This is a genomic window from Pontitalea aquivivens (assembly GCF_046507575.1).
Classification (GTDB): domain Bacteria; phylum Pseudomonadota; class Alphaproteobacteria; order Rhodobacterales; family Rhodobacteraceae; genus Pontitalea; species Pontitalea aquivivens.
Genome location: NZ_JBKFEY010000025.1, coordinates 23,609 through 36,313, shown reverse-complemented (window position 1 = coordinate 36,313; position 12,705 = coordinate 23,609). Strand labels below are relative to the sequence as shown.

Annotated in this window: 15 protein-coding genes and 1 pseudogene; 7 read left to right on the top strand and 9 right to left on the bottom strand. The window is 63.4% G+C overall.

Annotation, left to right across the window (positions count from 1 at the left end; all coding sequences use genetic code 11):
* Positions 1–143: 143 nt before the first annotated feature.
* A complete protein-coding gene (qatC, locus tag ACK8OU_RS17120; protein ID WP_028714054.1) occupies positions 144–1,421 on the top strand; it encodes a Qat anti-phage system QueC-like protein QatC in 1,278 nt (425 codons plus the stop codon).
* Complete coding sequence (qatD, locus tag ACK8OU_RS17115; RefSeq protein ID WP_084637890.1) at positions 1,418–2,161, top strand: Qat anti-phage system TatD family nuclease QatD; 744 nt, start codon at positions 1,418–1,420, stop codon at positions 2,159–2,161. Before qatC ends, qatD begins: the two co-directional genes overlap by 4 nt.
* A 58-nt stretch (positions 2,162–2,219) precedes the next feature.
* Here the strand turns inward: qatD and ACK8OU_RS17110 are convergent, their stop codons facing one another.
* The 7 genes and pseudogenes from ACK8OU_RS17110 to ACK8OU_RS17080 form a co-directional block, all read right to left on the bottom strand.
* A complete protein-coding gene (locus tag ACK8OU_RS17110; protein WP_410304615.1) occupies positions 2,220–3,461 on the bottom strand; it encodes a tyrosine-type recombinase/integrase in 1,242 nt (413 codons plus the stop codon).
* Between the two features lie 196 nt (positions 3,462–3,657).
* Positions 3,658–3,954, bottom strand: a pseudogene (locus tag ACK8OU_RS17105) (JAB domain-containing protein); the annotation flags it as partial.
* 126 nt (positions 3,955–4,080) lie between these two features.
* Positions 4,081–5,280 carry a DUF932 domain-containing protein gene (locus ACK8OU_RS17100; protein WP_305546064.1) on the bottom strand — a complete coding sequence of 400 codons (1,200 nt, stop codon included), beginning with the start codon at positions 5,278–5,280 and terminating at the stop codon, positions 4,081–4,083.
* A 161-nt stretch (positions 5,281–5,441) separates the two neighbouring features.
* Positions 5,442–5,828: a hypothetical protein gene (locus ACK8OU_RS17095; protein WP_305250212.1), complete on the bottom strand. Its 387-nt coding sequence runs from the start codon at positions 5,826–5,828 to the stop codon at positions 5,442–5,444.
* 56 nt (positions 5,829–5,884) lie between these two features.
* Complete coding sequence (locus ACK8OU_RS17090; RefSeq protein WP_038148799.1) at positions 5,885–6,196, bottom strand: type II toxin-antitoxin system RelE/ParE family toxin; 312 nt, start codon at positions 6,194–6,196, stop codon at positions 5,885–5,887.
* Positions 6,174–6,428: a type II toxin-antitoxin system ParD family antitoxin gene (locus ACK8OU_RS17085; RefSeq protein WP_038148800.1), complete on the bottom strand. Its 255-nt coding sequence runs from the start codon at positions 6,426–6,428 to the stop codon at positions 6,174–6,176. The genes ACK8OU_RS17090 and ACK8OU_RS17085 overlap by 23 nt, the downstream gene beginning before the upstream one ends.
* Positions 6,429–6,573: 145 nt before the next feature.
* Complete coding sequence (locus ACK8OU_RS17080) at positions 6,574–6,978, bottom strand: single-stranded DNA-binding protein (protein WP_038148802.1); 405 nt, start codon at positions 6,976–6,978, stop codon at positions 6,574–6,576.
* A 443-nt stretch (positions 6,979–7,421) separates the two neighbouring features.
* Here ACK8OU_RS17080 and ACK8OU_RS17075 point away from each other — a divergent pair, with 443 nt between their 5' ends.
* Positions 7,422–7,742, top strand: a complete 321-nt coding sequence (locus ACK8OU_RS17075; RefSeq protein WP_038148804.1) for an H-NS histone family protein — start codon at positions 7,422–7,424, stop codon at positions 7,740–7,742.
* Positions 7,743–7,843: 101 nt separating this feature from the next.
* Here ACK8OU_RS17075 and ACK8OU_RS17070 read toward each other — a convergent pair whose 3' ends face one another.
* Entirely contained in the window at positions 7,844–9,187 is a 1,344-nt protein-coding gene (locus ACK8OU_RS17070) for a sensor histidine kinase (RefSeq protein ID WP_038148806.1), read from the bottom strand.
* Positions 9,184–9,843, bottom strand: a complete 660-nt coding sequence (locus tag ACK8OU_RS17065) for a response regulator transcription factor (RefSeq protein ID WP_106754621.1) — start codon at positions 9,841–9,843, stop codon at positions 9,184–9,186. Before ACK8OU_RS17065 ends, ACK8OU_RS17070 begins: the two co-directional genes overlap by 4 nt.
* Before the next feature lie 152 nt (positions 9,844–9,995).
* Here ACK8OU_RS17065 and ACK8OU_RS17060 point away from each other — a divergent pair, with 152 nt between their 5' ends.
* The 4 genes from ACK8OU_RS17060 to ACK8OU_RS17045 all read left to right on the top strand — a co-directional run bounded on the left by ACK8OU_RS17060 (position 9,996) and on the right by ACK8OU_RS17045 (position 12,683).
* The gene (locus tag ACK8OU_RS17060; protein ID WP_038148808.1) at positions 9,996–10,304 is read left to right on the top strand and encodes a PepSY domain-containing protein; all 309 of its coding nucleotides are present in this window, start codon (positions 9,996–9,998) and stop codon (positions 10,302–10,304) included.
* Between the two features lie 124 nt (positions 10,305–10,428).
* Positions 10,429–11,709 (top strand): ferredoxin reductase family protein, encoded by a 1,281-nt coding sequence (locus tag ACK8OU_RS17055; protein WP_038148809.1) that lies wholly within the window; start codon positions 10,429–10,431, stop codon positions 11,707–11,709.
* Between the two features lie 167 nt (positions 11,710–11,876).
* A complete protein-coding gene (locus ACK8OU_RS17050) occupies positions 11,877–12,086 on the top strand; it encodes a hypothetical protein (RefSeq protein ID WP_038148811.1) in 210 nt (69 codons plus the stop codon).
* A gap of 222 nt (positions 12,087–12,308) precedes the next feature.
* A complete protein-coding gene (locus ACK8OU_RS17045) occupies positions 12,309–12,683 on the top strand; it encodes a hypothetical protein (RefSeq protein ID WP_410304614.1) in 375 nt (124 codons plus the stop codon).
* Positions 12,684–12,705: the final 22 nt, after the last annotated feature.

Below are 12,705 nucleotides of genomic sequence, written 5' to 3'. Positions count from 1 at the left end.
GTGCGGGACTATGTGAAGCAGAGCGTGGCAGCGGCATTCCGCAAGCTGCGCGATGCCGGACGCAGCCTCACCAGTGGTCGCATCAGTCAGGTTGTTAGGGATGCTCTGAGGGAGACATTTGAGGTGTTTGAAGGATACGCGGAATGAGGCTGGCCTGCGGTCCAGACGGCGCGGATCTGCCCGGCGGTGAAGGTATCATGCGCGTGGTCCTTTACGGCCAGCCGCGGGCCGAAGGACAAGGAAGCGCTGGCGATGCGGCGAGATCCGAGATCCAACGCCGACGATTTGACCCGGCCCCGCGGGCCTGGGACTTGTTATCGATCGCGCTGAGTGTCGTGACTGCAGATTTCGCAGTCTTGCGCGACAAGAGCCCGGACGGGTGGACACGAGAGATCGAACTCGACATTGCCGTGGCGGACGCGCCGTTCTGGAACGGGCAGGCCCGGGCCTTGGCCGAAGCGCTCGCATTCCTCACGACCGACCGCTGGACCCTGCGATTTCACGAGGGTGGGATGCTGCCCACGCCGCCTCGTGAACCAGTCCGGCCGCCTGAGAGCTGTGTGGTACTTCTGTCCGGCGGGCTAGACAGTTTGATCGGAGCGATTGACCTAACCGCGGCGGGCCACAAGCCATTCGCAATCAGCCAGACAGTTCGAGGCGACGCGGACAAGCAGGTCGACTTTGCCGCAAAGATCGGGGGCGGTCTCGGACACCTGCAACTAAACCACAATGCACATACGCCGGGTGTGCAAGAAGCCTCGCAACGGGCGAGGTCGCTTGTTTTCATCACTTTTGGCGTGATCGCTGCCACGGCCCTCAAAGCCTATCGGGAGGTCGCGGAGGTGCCACTCTTCGTGTGCGAGAACGGCTTCATCGCCATTAACCCGCCTCTGACTGGCGGGCGGCTCGGAAGCCTCAGCACTCGCACGGCACATCCGGAATTCCTGGCTCGTCTGCAAAAGGTGCTGGATGCGGCTGGTCTCCGTGTCAAGATCACCAACCCTTATGCCACGAAGACCAAGGGCGAAATGCTCCAAGCGTGCGCCGACCAGAATTTGCTTGGCGCCGAGGCTGCACGTTCGACGAGCTGTGGTCGATTCCAACGGTTCAACTATCGTCAATGCGGGCGATGCGTTCCGTGTCAGGTCCGACGGGCGGCGTTCCTCGCGTGGGACGCCAGCCAAGATACGACAGATTACGTCTACGAACCGATCGGAAAGGATGATGCAGATCACTCGGGGTTCGACGACGTGCGCTCAGTCGCGATCGCGCTTGCGGCCATCAAGGCAGATGGCATTGAGGCGTGGCTCGGTCATGCGTTGGCGTCCCCGTTCATCGCTGATCGACCGGCTCTTGTCGGTATGCTTGAGCGCGGTCTTGAAGAGCTTCGCGCGCTTCATCAGGCTTACGGCGTCAAATGATCGATTTCCACGCGCACCTAGACCTTTATCCTGATCCACACACCGTAGCGCGCGAGTGCGTCGTTCGCGATCTCTATGTTCTTTCTGTCACGACAACACCGTCAGCGTGGTCCGGAACGGCGGCGCTGACAAAGGATGCGCCGCGTATTAGAACAGCGCTCGGACTGCATCCGCAAATCGCGCATGAACGTAAAGGCGAGCTTCCGCTGTTTGAGCGCCTGTTACCGCAGGTTCGGTATGTTGGCGAAATTGGCCTCGATGGTGGTCCAGAATACCGGCGATATTGGCTGGACCAAGAGCATGTCTTCACGCGTGTGCTCAGTCTTTGTGCTCGCGTCGGGGGCCGCGTCATGAGTATTCATAGCCGTCGCGCATCCACGCAGGTTCTTGACGCGCTGGTGACGGAGCCCAGTGCTGGCATAGCGATCCTTCACTGGTTTTCGGGAACACAAAGGGAGCTTGCGCGCGCGGTCGATTTGGGGTGCTGGTTCAGCGTTGGCCCGGCCATGTTGGCCGGTGACAAGGGGAGGGCACTGGCGGCCAAGATGCCACGGGACCGAATCCTTACCGAGACGGATGGCCCTTTCGCACAGGTTGATGGGCGAGCGGCATGGCCGTGGGATGCAAACCGAGCGGTAGAAGCGCTATCGAAGATTTGGTCAGAACCCATCGACACGGTGCAGCGCCAGCTTGATGGCAACCTCCGTAGATTAAGCAGCCAAGGGGTTGCCGGCGGCTGACCGTCAAAAGCTTGGCATGACCTTCGCGCGGTTACTGAGAGGCTTGAGCGGTCTGAGATCACGCGGCTGCCTTCAGGTGCTTCTTCTCAAGCATCGTCCGGACAAATTTATCCCATTTCGCCATTCCGGCCCGCTTCTCGACCATGTAGTTCCAGCGGTCGTAGTGCTTGGAACTGACGTCCTGTAAGGCGTGGTTTTGCAGCCGGTCGCGGATTTCCTTCGGAACGCCCGCCTTGCCGGCCAGCGTCTTGAAGGTCCGGCGCAGGTCGCGATTCGTCACATAGGGGATGACGCCGCGGTCCCGCTGACGCCACATGAACGAGTAAAGCGTGCCGTGGCTGACGGGCTTCGTCGGATCTTGGGCCGATGGGAAAAACCAGCCGTATTCGTTGACGTTGATGGAGGCGAGCAACTCCGCCGCAAGCGAGGGCACCGGAACGGCATGGGGCTGTTCGTTCTTGGTCCTGGACCAGTCGATGATCTTCTCCTTGGCATCCCACTGATCGATGTGAAGGCCGGCGATCTCCTGCACCCGCTGTCCGGTCAGCATGATGAGCCTGACCGCGCGGGTATAGGGCGGATGGACTGGCGTGTCGGGGCATTCGAGCCAGCGGTAGAGCCGGACGAACTCGTCCTCATCGAGCCAGCGCGTGCCCTTCACCTTGGGCTCGGTCGGGATACCCGACGCCGGGTTGAAGGGGATGCGGAAGCGACGGGGGGACTGCTGCCGATAGTCGTTGTCGGACTTCATGCCCCAGCTAAAGGCGGCATGGAGATAGGAGCGCACATGGTCGGCCATCGACTTCGCGCCCCGCTCGTAGATCGGGCGGATCAGCTCGATGACTTCTTCGGCTTCGACTTCGCGGGCGAGACGGTTGCGCCCCAGTGTGTCGGCGATCTTGTTGAGGCCCTTTTCGGTCTCCTTCCAGGAGGGCTTCCCGGCTTCCTTGAGAGCGGCGACATAGCCCTCGAACAGATCGGCGACGGTGCCGGGGCGGGTGTCGGTAGCGATCTTGATGCTCCGGCCCTTCTGGATCACGTCGGCAAAATCGCGCTTGAAGATCTCGCGCGCCTGGGCGAGCGACATCGAGGGATAGGAGCCGATCTTCTTCTTGGTGCGTTTGCCGTCCCGCCACTGCTGGGCCATCCAGTCGGCGGTGACGCGCTTGGGCATGGGCTTCAGGACGAGAAGGAGGCGGCCGGTGCCGCGCCCTTCGCCGTCGGCGAGGTTTTCCTGTTTCTGGCTCGTCTCGACCCGCTTAAGCGCGTGGCGGATCGTGGTGTCGGTCAGGGCAGGCATGGTGTTTCCTCCTGTTCCGCAGCTGGGATCGGTCAGGGAGAAACGGGGATCGCTAGGTGGGATCGGGAGGCCGTTTTCTACCCCTTTTACAGCCCCCAATTTGCCATAACCGCCCCCACTACGCAACGCAGAAAAGTGCCAAAATCCCTAGTGTTTCAACGTGATTGAGCGGGATCGTTCGTGATCATCCTCAATGAGTGGGGTGGTTGTGGACCAGGATAAGGGCGCTGGCGTTCAGCATCAGCGCCCGCTTGATCACCTCACGCGGATAGACCGGGACGTGATCCACCGTGCCAGTAGACAAGAGCTCATCGGAGATGATGCGGTTCTTGCAGTCGAGGTAGAGCACGTGAAACCGTTCGATCGGGCCGCGAACGGTGAGCGCGCAATAGTCCATCAGCGCCTGCCAACTGCCGATGACCGGGTTTTGGCTCAGGTAGCGGCCGAGGATGTCACGGGCTTCGAGGACGATGGTTTCTTCCTGGGGGGTCATGGGAGTTCTCGCTGAAATCCGCAGGCCGAAGCCCCCTGCCCTCTCAGGGCGGGGCCACTGGCATGCATTTGGAAGGGGAAAGCGCGACCGCCGCGCGCGAGGGCGGTCGCGTTGTCGGGCACGGCGTCAGCCGACCCGGTCGAGGAGCTTCTTGGCCCGGCCCTCCATGTCGAGGCGGGCATCCTGCTGGGTCTTGTCGCGCGCCAGCCGCGTGATGCCTTGCACGAAGTCGAAGATGCTTTCCGGCGGGCGGCCTTCCTCCATCAGCACCTTCTCGATGATCTTGCCCGACTCAGCCTTCGAGAAACCGCGCTTGCGCAGGAAATCCGCACGGTCTTCGTCGCTGCGCGCCACGACCTGCTGCCGCGCCGCCTTGATGCCGTTCACGAACCCCTGTGGCGAGGAATTGGCGAACCGCGTCAACGCGGGCGCGGCCTCATGTGCGAAGCGCGAGGCGGCGTATTTCGAGTGGCGGATCTTGATCTCCTGAAAATCCTCGACGCCCCAGAGGTTGCGGTTCTGGCACACCGCCCGCAGGTAAAAGCTCGCCATGCCGAGGGTCTTTGCCCCCACCTCGGAGTTCCAGCAGTAGAAGCCCCGGAAGTAGAGATCGGGCGAGCCATCGGGCAGCTTGCCCGCCTCGATGGGGTTGCGATCGTCAACCAGGAACAGGAACACGTCGCGGTCCGAGGCATAAAGCGTGGTCGTGTCGCGGCTGATCTCGACATCGGGGTTGTAAACCCCGGTCGACCAGTCGAGCACGCCCGGCACCTTCCAACGCGTGTCGCCGGTGCCATTGCCCGCGATGCGCTGCACCGCCTCGACCAGTTCATGGTCATGGATGCGGCCGTAGTCGGGGCCGGTCACCGCGCGCAGTTCCGTGCGGCCATCTTCGGTCTCAAAAGTCTTCACCTGCTCGGCGCGGTGGTTGGTCAGCCCGTATTGCAGGTTGATGCCCGCCAGCGGCGCGGGCAGCTGCCGCAGGTAGGAGGCAGGCGCGCCGACGATGCTGGCAAGCTGGCCGAAGGCCCAGTGCGTGGGCGCGACGGGTGCCTCGGCTTTCGGCAGCATCAGGTGCAACCGCTCAGGGTTATCACGCGCGGCCTCGACGCGGATATCCGCCGTCTGCACCACACGGCTGCGGCTGCGCTCCGACCGGCCTTTCACATTGGCCCAGAGATCATCGAGCGACAGATACCGCTCGTCATCGGGCCGGTTGAACCATTCGGACGACACCCGCCCGTTCCGCTCCCCCCGGCTCACATCCACCTTCCAGCCACCCGCCCGCGCCGGAGCAACCGGATCCAGAACTTCTACAACGCCCATCGGCTATCTCCCGTGACAGGCGCCGGGAGCCACTCTCCCAGCCCTCAATCTGTCACGAAAGCAACCAACCCATCTCTGACTCTCAGATCGCTGATGCACAGAACATCGTTGCAGACCGGGCGTTTCGGCTGAGCTTGGGCCCACCCAAACAGTCAAACGTCTCACGCTTTCCGGGGGACCCCCAGTTCAGCAACTGCTTCGAGAAAAGTCGTGTCGAGAACCGGGTTGTCCCATTTGTTCGATGCAGTCATCCAGCGGTCGAGATGATCCCTGAATCTCAGATCATCCCGCCTCATGTGAAACGTGAACAGGCGATTGACGATGTCCCGCATCAAGTCCGCCATCTGCGCATCATCGATATGCGACACCGTGCGCCACGGGATGGTCTGACCTGTGGCGTCGATCACGTTCACGTCCGAATAATCGCCGGTCAGCGTCACCGGCTGCACCCCGGCGTGCAAATCCTCCAGCCGCGTGTTGCGGATGCAGATCATGGCCATGATCTTCGCGAGATCGGCGGCAATGCGTTCTTCGTCTTCGACCTTCATGCTCAAATCCTCTCGCAGCACCTCGCTTCGCCGCGAAGGGCTGCGAGAGCGTCAGATCACTCGTTGAGATAGGCGACCCAATTCTGTCGCGCATGCACGATGCGCAACACCTGCAGCCACTCCTCCTCGATGCGGTAGATGATCAGATGCGATCCCGAGCGGTAAAGGCGCACGGGCGGGCGGATTTCAGTGCGTTCGCGCGCGATCCCCGGGTGCTGGACCAGCAGGTCCATGTCCACGGCGAGCCCGCGGATATAGGTTTCTGCCTGACCAACTGACCAGGTACGCGCGGTATAATCCCAGATCGCGTCCAGATCATTCAGCGCAGCAGGTGATAGGCGATATTCAACGACCGTCGGTTCTGGCATTCTGATCCCGCTTGCGGGCAAGAAATGCCTCAACATCCAGACGTCCTGCCGGACCGCTTGCGAGACCCTCATCGACAAGCTGCTGCAACTCGACGATGGCCTGCTGGCGATCCTGGTCCCGGCGGATCAGATCGCGCACATAATCGCTGGCGTTGCTGTAGCGCCCATCTTGTGTCTGGGCCTCGACCCAGGCCTTCATCGGGTCCGGCAAAGAAACATTCATCGTGGCCATGGTCGCGATCTCCTTTGCAAGGACGATGACATAAATTGGCAAAGATTGTCAAACTGTGCCGATGTCCTGCTACACGGCTTGCCGTGCGCATGCCACGAACCCGGCGGGTTTCCCCGCCGGGCCTGAGGGGGAGGCCCCGTTCTTTTCAGAACGGGATCTCGTCGTCGCGGTCGACCAGCTCGGGGTTTTCGGTCTCGGCCGACTTCGGGCGGCTCAGGAAGTCGACCTTTTCGGCGATGATCTCGCAGCCGTAGCGGTCGTTGCCCATGCTGTCGATCCACTTGGTGTAGTGGATGCGGCCGTGGACGAGGACCTTCATGCCCTTTTCGCAGTGCTCTGCGACCGTCTTGCCGAGACCGTTGAAGCAGGTGATGCGGTGCCATTCCGTGTCCATGACCCGGTAGCCGTTCTCGTCGCGCAGGACGCGACCTTCCGAGATGCGGGGGCGGGAGGTGGCGAGGCTGAAGTTGGTGATCTTGGTGCCGCCCTGGGTGGTGCGGACTTCGGGGGTCTGACCGATGTTGCCGGCGAGGATAACGATGTTCTGCATGGTAAGCTTCCTTCTGTGTCCTGTCTTCGGGACCGTCCCTTCGACAAGACCCGGAAAAAGCCCGTCGGGTGACGCGTGCACGGTGGACGGAACGGACGCCGGAAACCCCCAGAGGACCGGGGTGGAGCGGGCAGGTGACGCGTTTCCAAAGAAACGCTAGCCAACACGGCCCGGACTGACGCGGGGTTGCGCGCAGGCAACCGAACGGGATTAGGGGATTGTCAGTCGAAGGGATGGCCGAGGAGACAGAGATGCGCGGGGAGCCCATGCCAGGACCTGTCACCTTGCCCATCGGGACAGCCTTACCCCCAGTCCAGCACCTCCCCGGCGGCGAAAACTGCGATCACCAGCCTTTGCCACCCCTGCCCTTGCCTTCCGGGAGTTGCGGTGCCCTGCATCGACGGGCTATCGATACCGGGATATTCAGGACACGGACCGCATCAATGGCTGATTACGAACTCGAGGCACTGTCGCTTGGCGAGCTGAAGAAAATGCAGAAGGACGTCGCCAAGGCGATCTCCACATTCGAGGATCGGCAGAAGGCGGAAGCCCGCGCCAAGGTGGAAGCTCTCGCCCGGGATCTGGGCTACTCTCTGGCCGAACTTGACGGAACCGAGACGAAAGCCTCCCGTGCGCCTGTCGCGGCGAAATACCGGCACCCTGAGAACCCGGCACTCACCTGGTCCGGTCGCGGGCGCAAACCGCAGTGGTTCGTGGAGGCGTTGGCTGCTGGGAAAACGGCGACCGATTTGGCTATCAACTGATCCAGCCCAAATGCGTTCGCCACTCGGTCGATACGCAACCAGCCGAGTACTGCGCGCGAGAAATGCCTTCGAATCAAGGCGTAAAGCCTGATCCATTCTCGCTAGGAATTCAGAACGCGTGTTCCGGTCGGTGATAGTCGTGCCTCGAACCCTGAAGCCCGGCCTTCGCGAGGCGATCTGAGTTCGAATTGACTGCCAGACCTCTCGGCAATCGTCGCGACAATTGCCAGCCCAAGACCGCTGCCCTCGCGATCGGACCGGGCGCGCTCGAACCGGTGCGTCAGGCGTGCGAGATCCTCGGCGGGCACGACCGGGCCGTCGTTGGCGACGATCAGCGTTCCGTCAGTTGCAAGCGAGACCTCCACAGGAGCTTCGGCTTGGCCATGGCGCAAGGCATTCTCGATCAGATTGCGCAAGACGATCGCGAAGGCGTCGGGGTCCAGATCCGACATGATAGCGCTGTCCGGAAGCGCGAGGTGGATGCGCCCGGGCTCGCCACCGCGCGCAAGGTCGTCGACGATCAGTCGGGCCACGGGGCGAAGATCGGCAGCGACGTCACGGCGAAGGCGACCACCTTCAGCGCGCGCCAGTTGCAACAGGCGTTCGGAGAGGCGGGTCAGGCGTTTCAGCGTGGCCTCGATTTCGGCCGCACGGGCCTTGGCGTCAGCGTCGCGCGTCTCTGTCTGCAGCCGTTGTGCCTGTGCGATGGCACCTGCCAGCGGGGTGCGGAGTTCATGCGCGGCGTTCGCTGCAAAGCTTCGCTCCGCCTCGAAGGCCGCCTCCAGCCGCCCCAGAAGTCCGTTCATCGTATCGGCGAGGGGCGCGATTTCGGTGGGCAGATCGGCGCTGGCGACGGGGCTCAGGTCGCGCGCGCCCCGCGCCGACAGGCGGTCGCGGAACTGGCGCAGGGGCGCAAGGCTGGCGCGGACGGCCAGCACGATGGCCAGAAGCGCCACGGGCAGCAAGATCAGAAGTGGCAGGCCAAGCCCCATCTGAATCTCGCGCGCGACGCTTGCGCGATGGTCCAGCGGCTCGGCCACAGTGATGCGGATCGTGCCCTGCACAGCCTCGTCGCTATAGAGCCGATGCGTTGCAGTCTGGTGGAACCCGATCCCTTCCCAGGCGGGGAACACGCCCGGGTCGGCGGCATGGGATTGCAGCAGGATGCGCCCCTGATCATCCCGCACGATGTAAGTGAAGAACTCGTCATGTTCGCGGATGGCGGCAAGACGCTGGCTGATCCCTGCTTCCTCGCGGTTCAGGATATCAACGACGGCGAGTGGCAGGATGCGCTGTGCGGTTTCCTGCAGGGCGGAATCGAACACCTCTTCGATCTCGCTCCGCGCGATCAGCGCCGTCACGCTGGCCGCGAGCACCCAAAGAACCGTCAGCGCCACGCCCAGCCAGAGCCCAAGGCGACCCTGAAGACTGCGCGGCGCCCTCATGCCCGGCCCAGACGGTAGCCGAGGCCGCGTTCCGTCTCGATCACCTCCGCCCCCAACTTCTTCCGCAGTCGGCTGAGATGGACCTCGATCGTGTTGCTCTCGATCTCGGCCCCAAAGGCGTAAAGCTTGTCCTCAAGCTGCGCCTTGGACAGAAGCTGCCCAGGCCGGGACAGAAAGGCCTCGAACAGCGCCCATTCGCGTGCCGTCAGGGCGACTGGGCGGCCGTCGCGGTGGATGCTGCGCGCAGCAAGGTCGATCTCCAGCGGCCCGTGGGTGACAATTGGGTTGGGGTTCCCCGCATAGCGGCGCGCCACCGAGCCGATCCGGGCGGACAGTTCCGCCAGATCGAAGGGCTTGACCAGGTAGTCGTCGGCCCCTGCGTTCAACCCCTCGATCCGGTCGCTGATCTGGTCAAGCGCGGTCAGGATGATGACGGGCGTCACATCGCCCTTGGCCCGCAGACGGCGCAGAAACGGAATGCCCCGGCCATCGGGCAGCATCAGGTCCAGCAGCACAAGATCGAAGCTCGCCCCGGCCATCGCGTCCCCGGCCGCATCCAGCCGCTGGACCCAGTCGACCGAATGGCCATCGGCGGCTATCTGGTCCCGCACGGCAGCTCCCAGAACTGTATCATCCTCGATCAGCAAGATGCGCATGGTCTTCTGCCGTCCCTTTGGCCCCGGGTTGGTTTGCTTCTGACCCTCTCTCCTGACAGCAGGCTGAAGCCCTGGATCAGCCGTCTTCAGGCTGCCGTCAGCTTCGGCGCGCATCACATCATCCAGACTGGCCGTAACCCGGAGTGTGGCCCATGCGAAAGACGCTGACAATTCTTGCTTTTCTGGCAGCCCTGCCTGCCGGTGCCGCACTGGCTGATGATGATTGCTTCGTTCCGATGGCCGACTGGCAACCGCGCGAGGCGGTGGCTGAGTTCGCCACCCGGCAAGGCTGGGAGGTGCGCCGCATCAAGATCGACGACGGCTGCTACGAGATCGACGGCCGCGACGCGACGGGCCGCGCGATCGAGGTCAAGCTGCATCCCGGCACGCTGCAGATCGTCGAATTCGAATTCGAGGATGACGACCACGGTCGCGACCGCGAAGGACAGGAAGATGACTGACCATGTTTCCGTGCATGAAAAGGCCACGGTGACAGGGCGAGATCCACAGCGCCGGGCCCACGACCAGTCCCCTGTGACGCCGGGTACCATTCCTCAAGTCGGCCCGAACGGAAGGTTTTCTGACATGTTGTATTCCGGTCCGGCATTTGCCGCCATCGCCGTTCTGTTAGGCGCCGCCCTTGGCGCGCAAACCTATGCCCCGTTCGGCATCGAGTCCGCCATGAGCATCGCGGTCGGGTCCGCCGCGATTGTGGCCATGGGCATAGCCCTGGTACTGTCGGCGCGCCCGGCTGTGATCGAACCGTTCTTCGGCGGGCTGGATCGCATGTATGCCGTCCACAAGTGGCTGGGGATCGCGGCCTTGGGGCTGATGGTCCTGCATGACCAGCTTGAACCGGAGATCGAGGATTTTGTGGCAGAAACCAACCTTGGCGAATTCGCCGCCGAGGTCGGAGAAATTGCCTTCTACGGGTTCATCGCGCTGATCGCGATCAGCTGGATCAAGCGGGTTCCCTTCACCAATCTGGAATTGCCCTGGCCCTTGTGGCGTTTCACGCACCGGTTCATGGGGCTGTTGTTCGCGATTGCCGCGTTTCACCAACTGGCCATCGACAAGCCCGAAGGGGTGGACCCGATGCTGGCGCTCTACCTCAACACGTTCAGCCTTGCGGGGCTGGTGGCCTGGGTGTTCACGCAGTTCATCAACCCTTTTCTGCGCCCGCGCGACTATGCGCTCGACTCCGTCACGCGACACGGTGCTGCGACCGAGATTGCCTTGCGGCCCACAGGGCGCGGAATGCGCTGGCGTCCTGGCCAGTTCGCCTTTGTCTCGGTTCCCGGCTCGGGCCCCGGCGCTGGCCTTGACGAGGCGCATCCTTTTACCATCGCTTCGGCCCCGCGCGCCGATGGCAGTCTGCATTTCGGGATCAAGGCGCTGGGGGATTGGACGCGCAGCCTGCCGGACAAGCTGGTGCCGGGCCAGCGGCTGCGCGTTGAGGGGCCCTATGGCCGGTTCCTGTTCCGACGCCGGGTGCCGCGTCAGGTCTGGCTGGCGGGAGGCATCGGCATCACACCCTTCCTGGCATGGGCCGAGGCGCTGACCGAGGCAGACCGCCAGCAGATCGCGCTGATCTGGGCCGTGAACACCCAGGACGAAGCCTTTGCCGCCGACCGTCTGCAAGCCATCGCCGCAGGTCATCCGGGCTTGAGCGTGCAGGTCGTGGCCAGCCGCACCGAGGGGCGACTGACGGCCGAACGCCTGGTCGCGATGGTGCCCTTCGAGATCGCCGGGTCGGAGCTGTTCTTCTGCGGGCCCTGCGGGTTGCGCGACGGCATCCAGAACGGGCTCAAGGCGATGGGCCATGCGCCGCGCCGCGTTTACTCCGAAGCGTTCGAACTGCGCTGACACGCAGCCGTGCCGGAACCGGGTGTACAATCGGTTCCGGCCTGTGCCCGGCATGAGGTTAGGGCGCGTGTTTTCTGACACCAGGCTGAAGCAGAAACCGGCGTCCCATCAGCAAGGCTTCAGCGGCACACGACAGAATCGGTTCATCCAATCAAGGAGCTACCGCCATGAAATCCACAATTCTCGTGTTGCTCGCAACTGCCGCCGTTATCGCGGTCCTTGCCGCGCCCACATTGACAGCCCTTGGTCGCGGACCCGGCACTGCGCCAGCCACCGTCACGGCACCGGCGCAGCCCGGCGACACTGCGGCCACGCCTGCGGGTGCCGATCTGGCGACGCAACAGACATCGGATCAGGGCGACGACGATGACGATTGAGATGCCCCGCAAGTCCGCATCAACCCATCCCTCCATGCCCGGCAACATCGCCTGACCCCGTTCTCCGACCACGCCTGTCCCTCGTGGTCTGACTGGCCCCGCCCTGTCCCGGCGGGGCCTTTTTCTTCCTGACGCCAAGCTGAAGCAGAAAGTGGGGCGGCGTCAGGAACAGCTCAGGTCCGAGGCACAGATTGGCAGCATCAGATCCAAGGAGGCCACGCCATGACATTCCGACTTTCCCTTCTTTTCGCGTCGACGGCGCTGACCGTGGCACTCGGCCTGCCTGCCCTTGCCGCGTTGCAGGACCAGGGCAACGCTCAAGGCGCGTGCAGCGGCGTTTGCGCCGCCGTGGTCAGTGCCGACGACCAGCCCATGCCCCTCATTCGTGTGAGCGGAGATGATGACGACGGCGGATGGGTCCGTCGCGGGCACGACGAGGACGAGGACGACGAGGACTGCGACGATGATGATGATGATGATGATGACGACGATGGCTGCATCGGCGCTCTCGGCAACCCTGCTCCTGCGGGCACCGTCGCACCTCCGGCAAACGGGCTCTTCGGCAACGGCGCGCCGCCCGTGGCTGTGACCAACTGATCCCGGCCATCGCGCGCCCTGC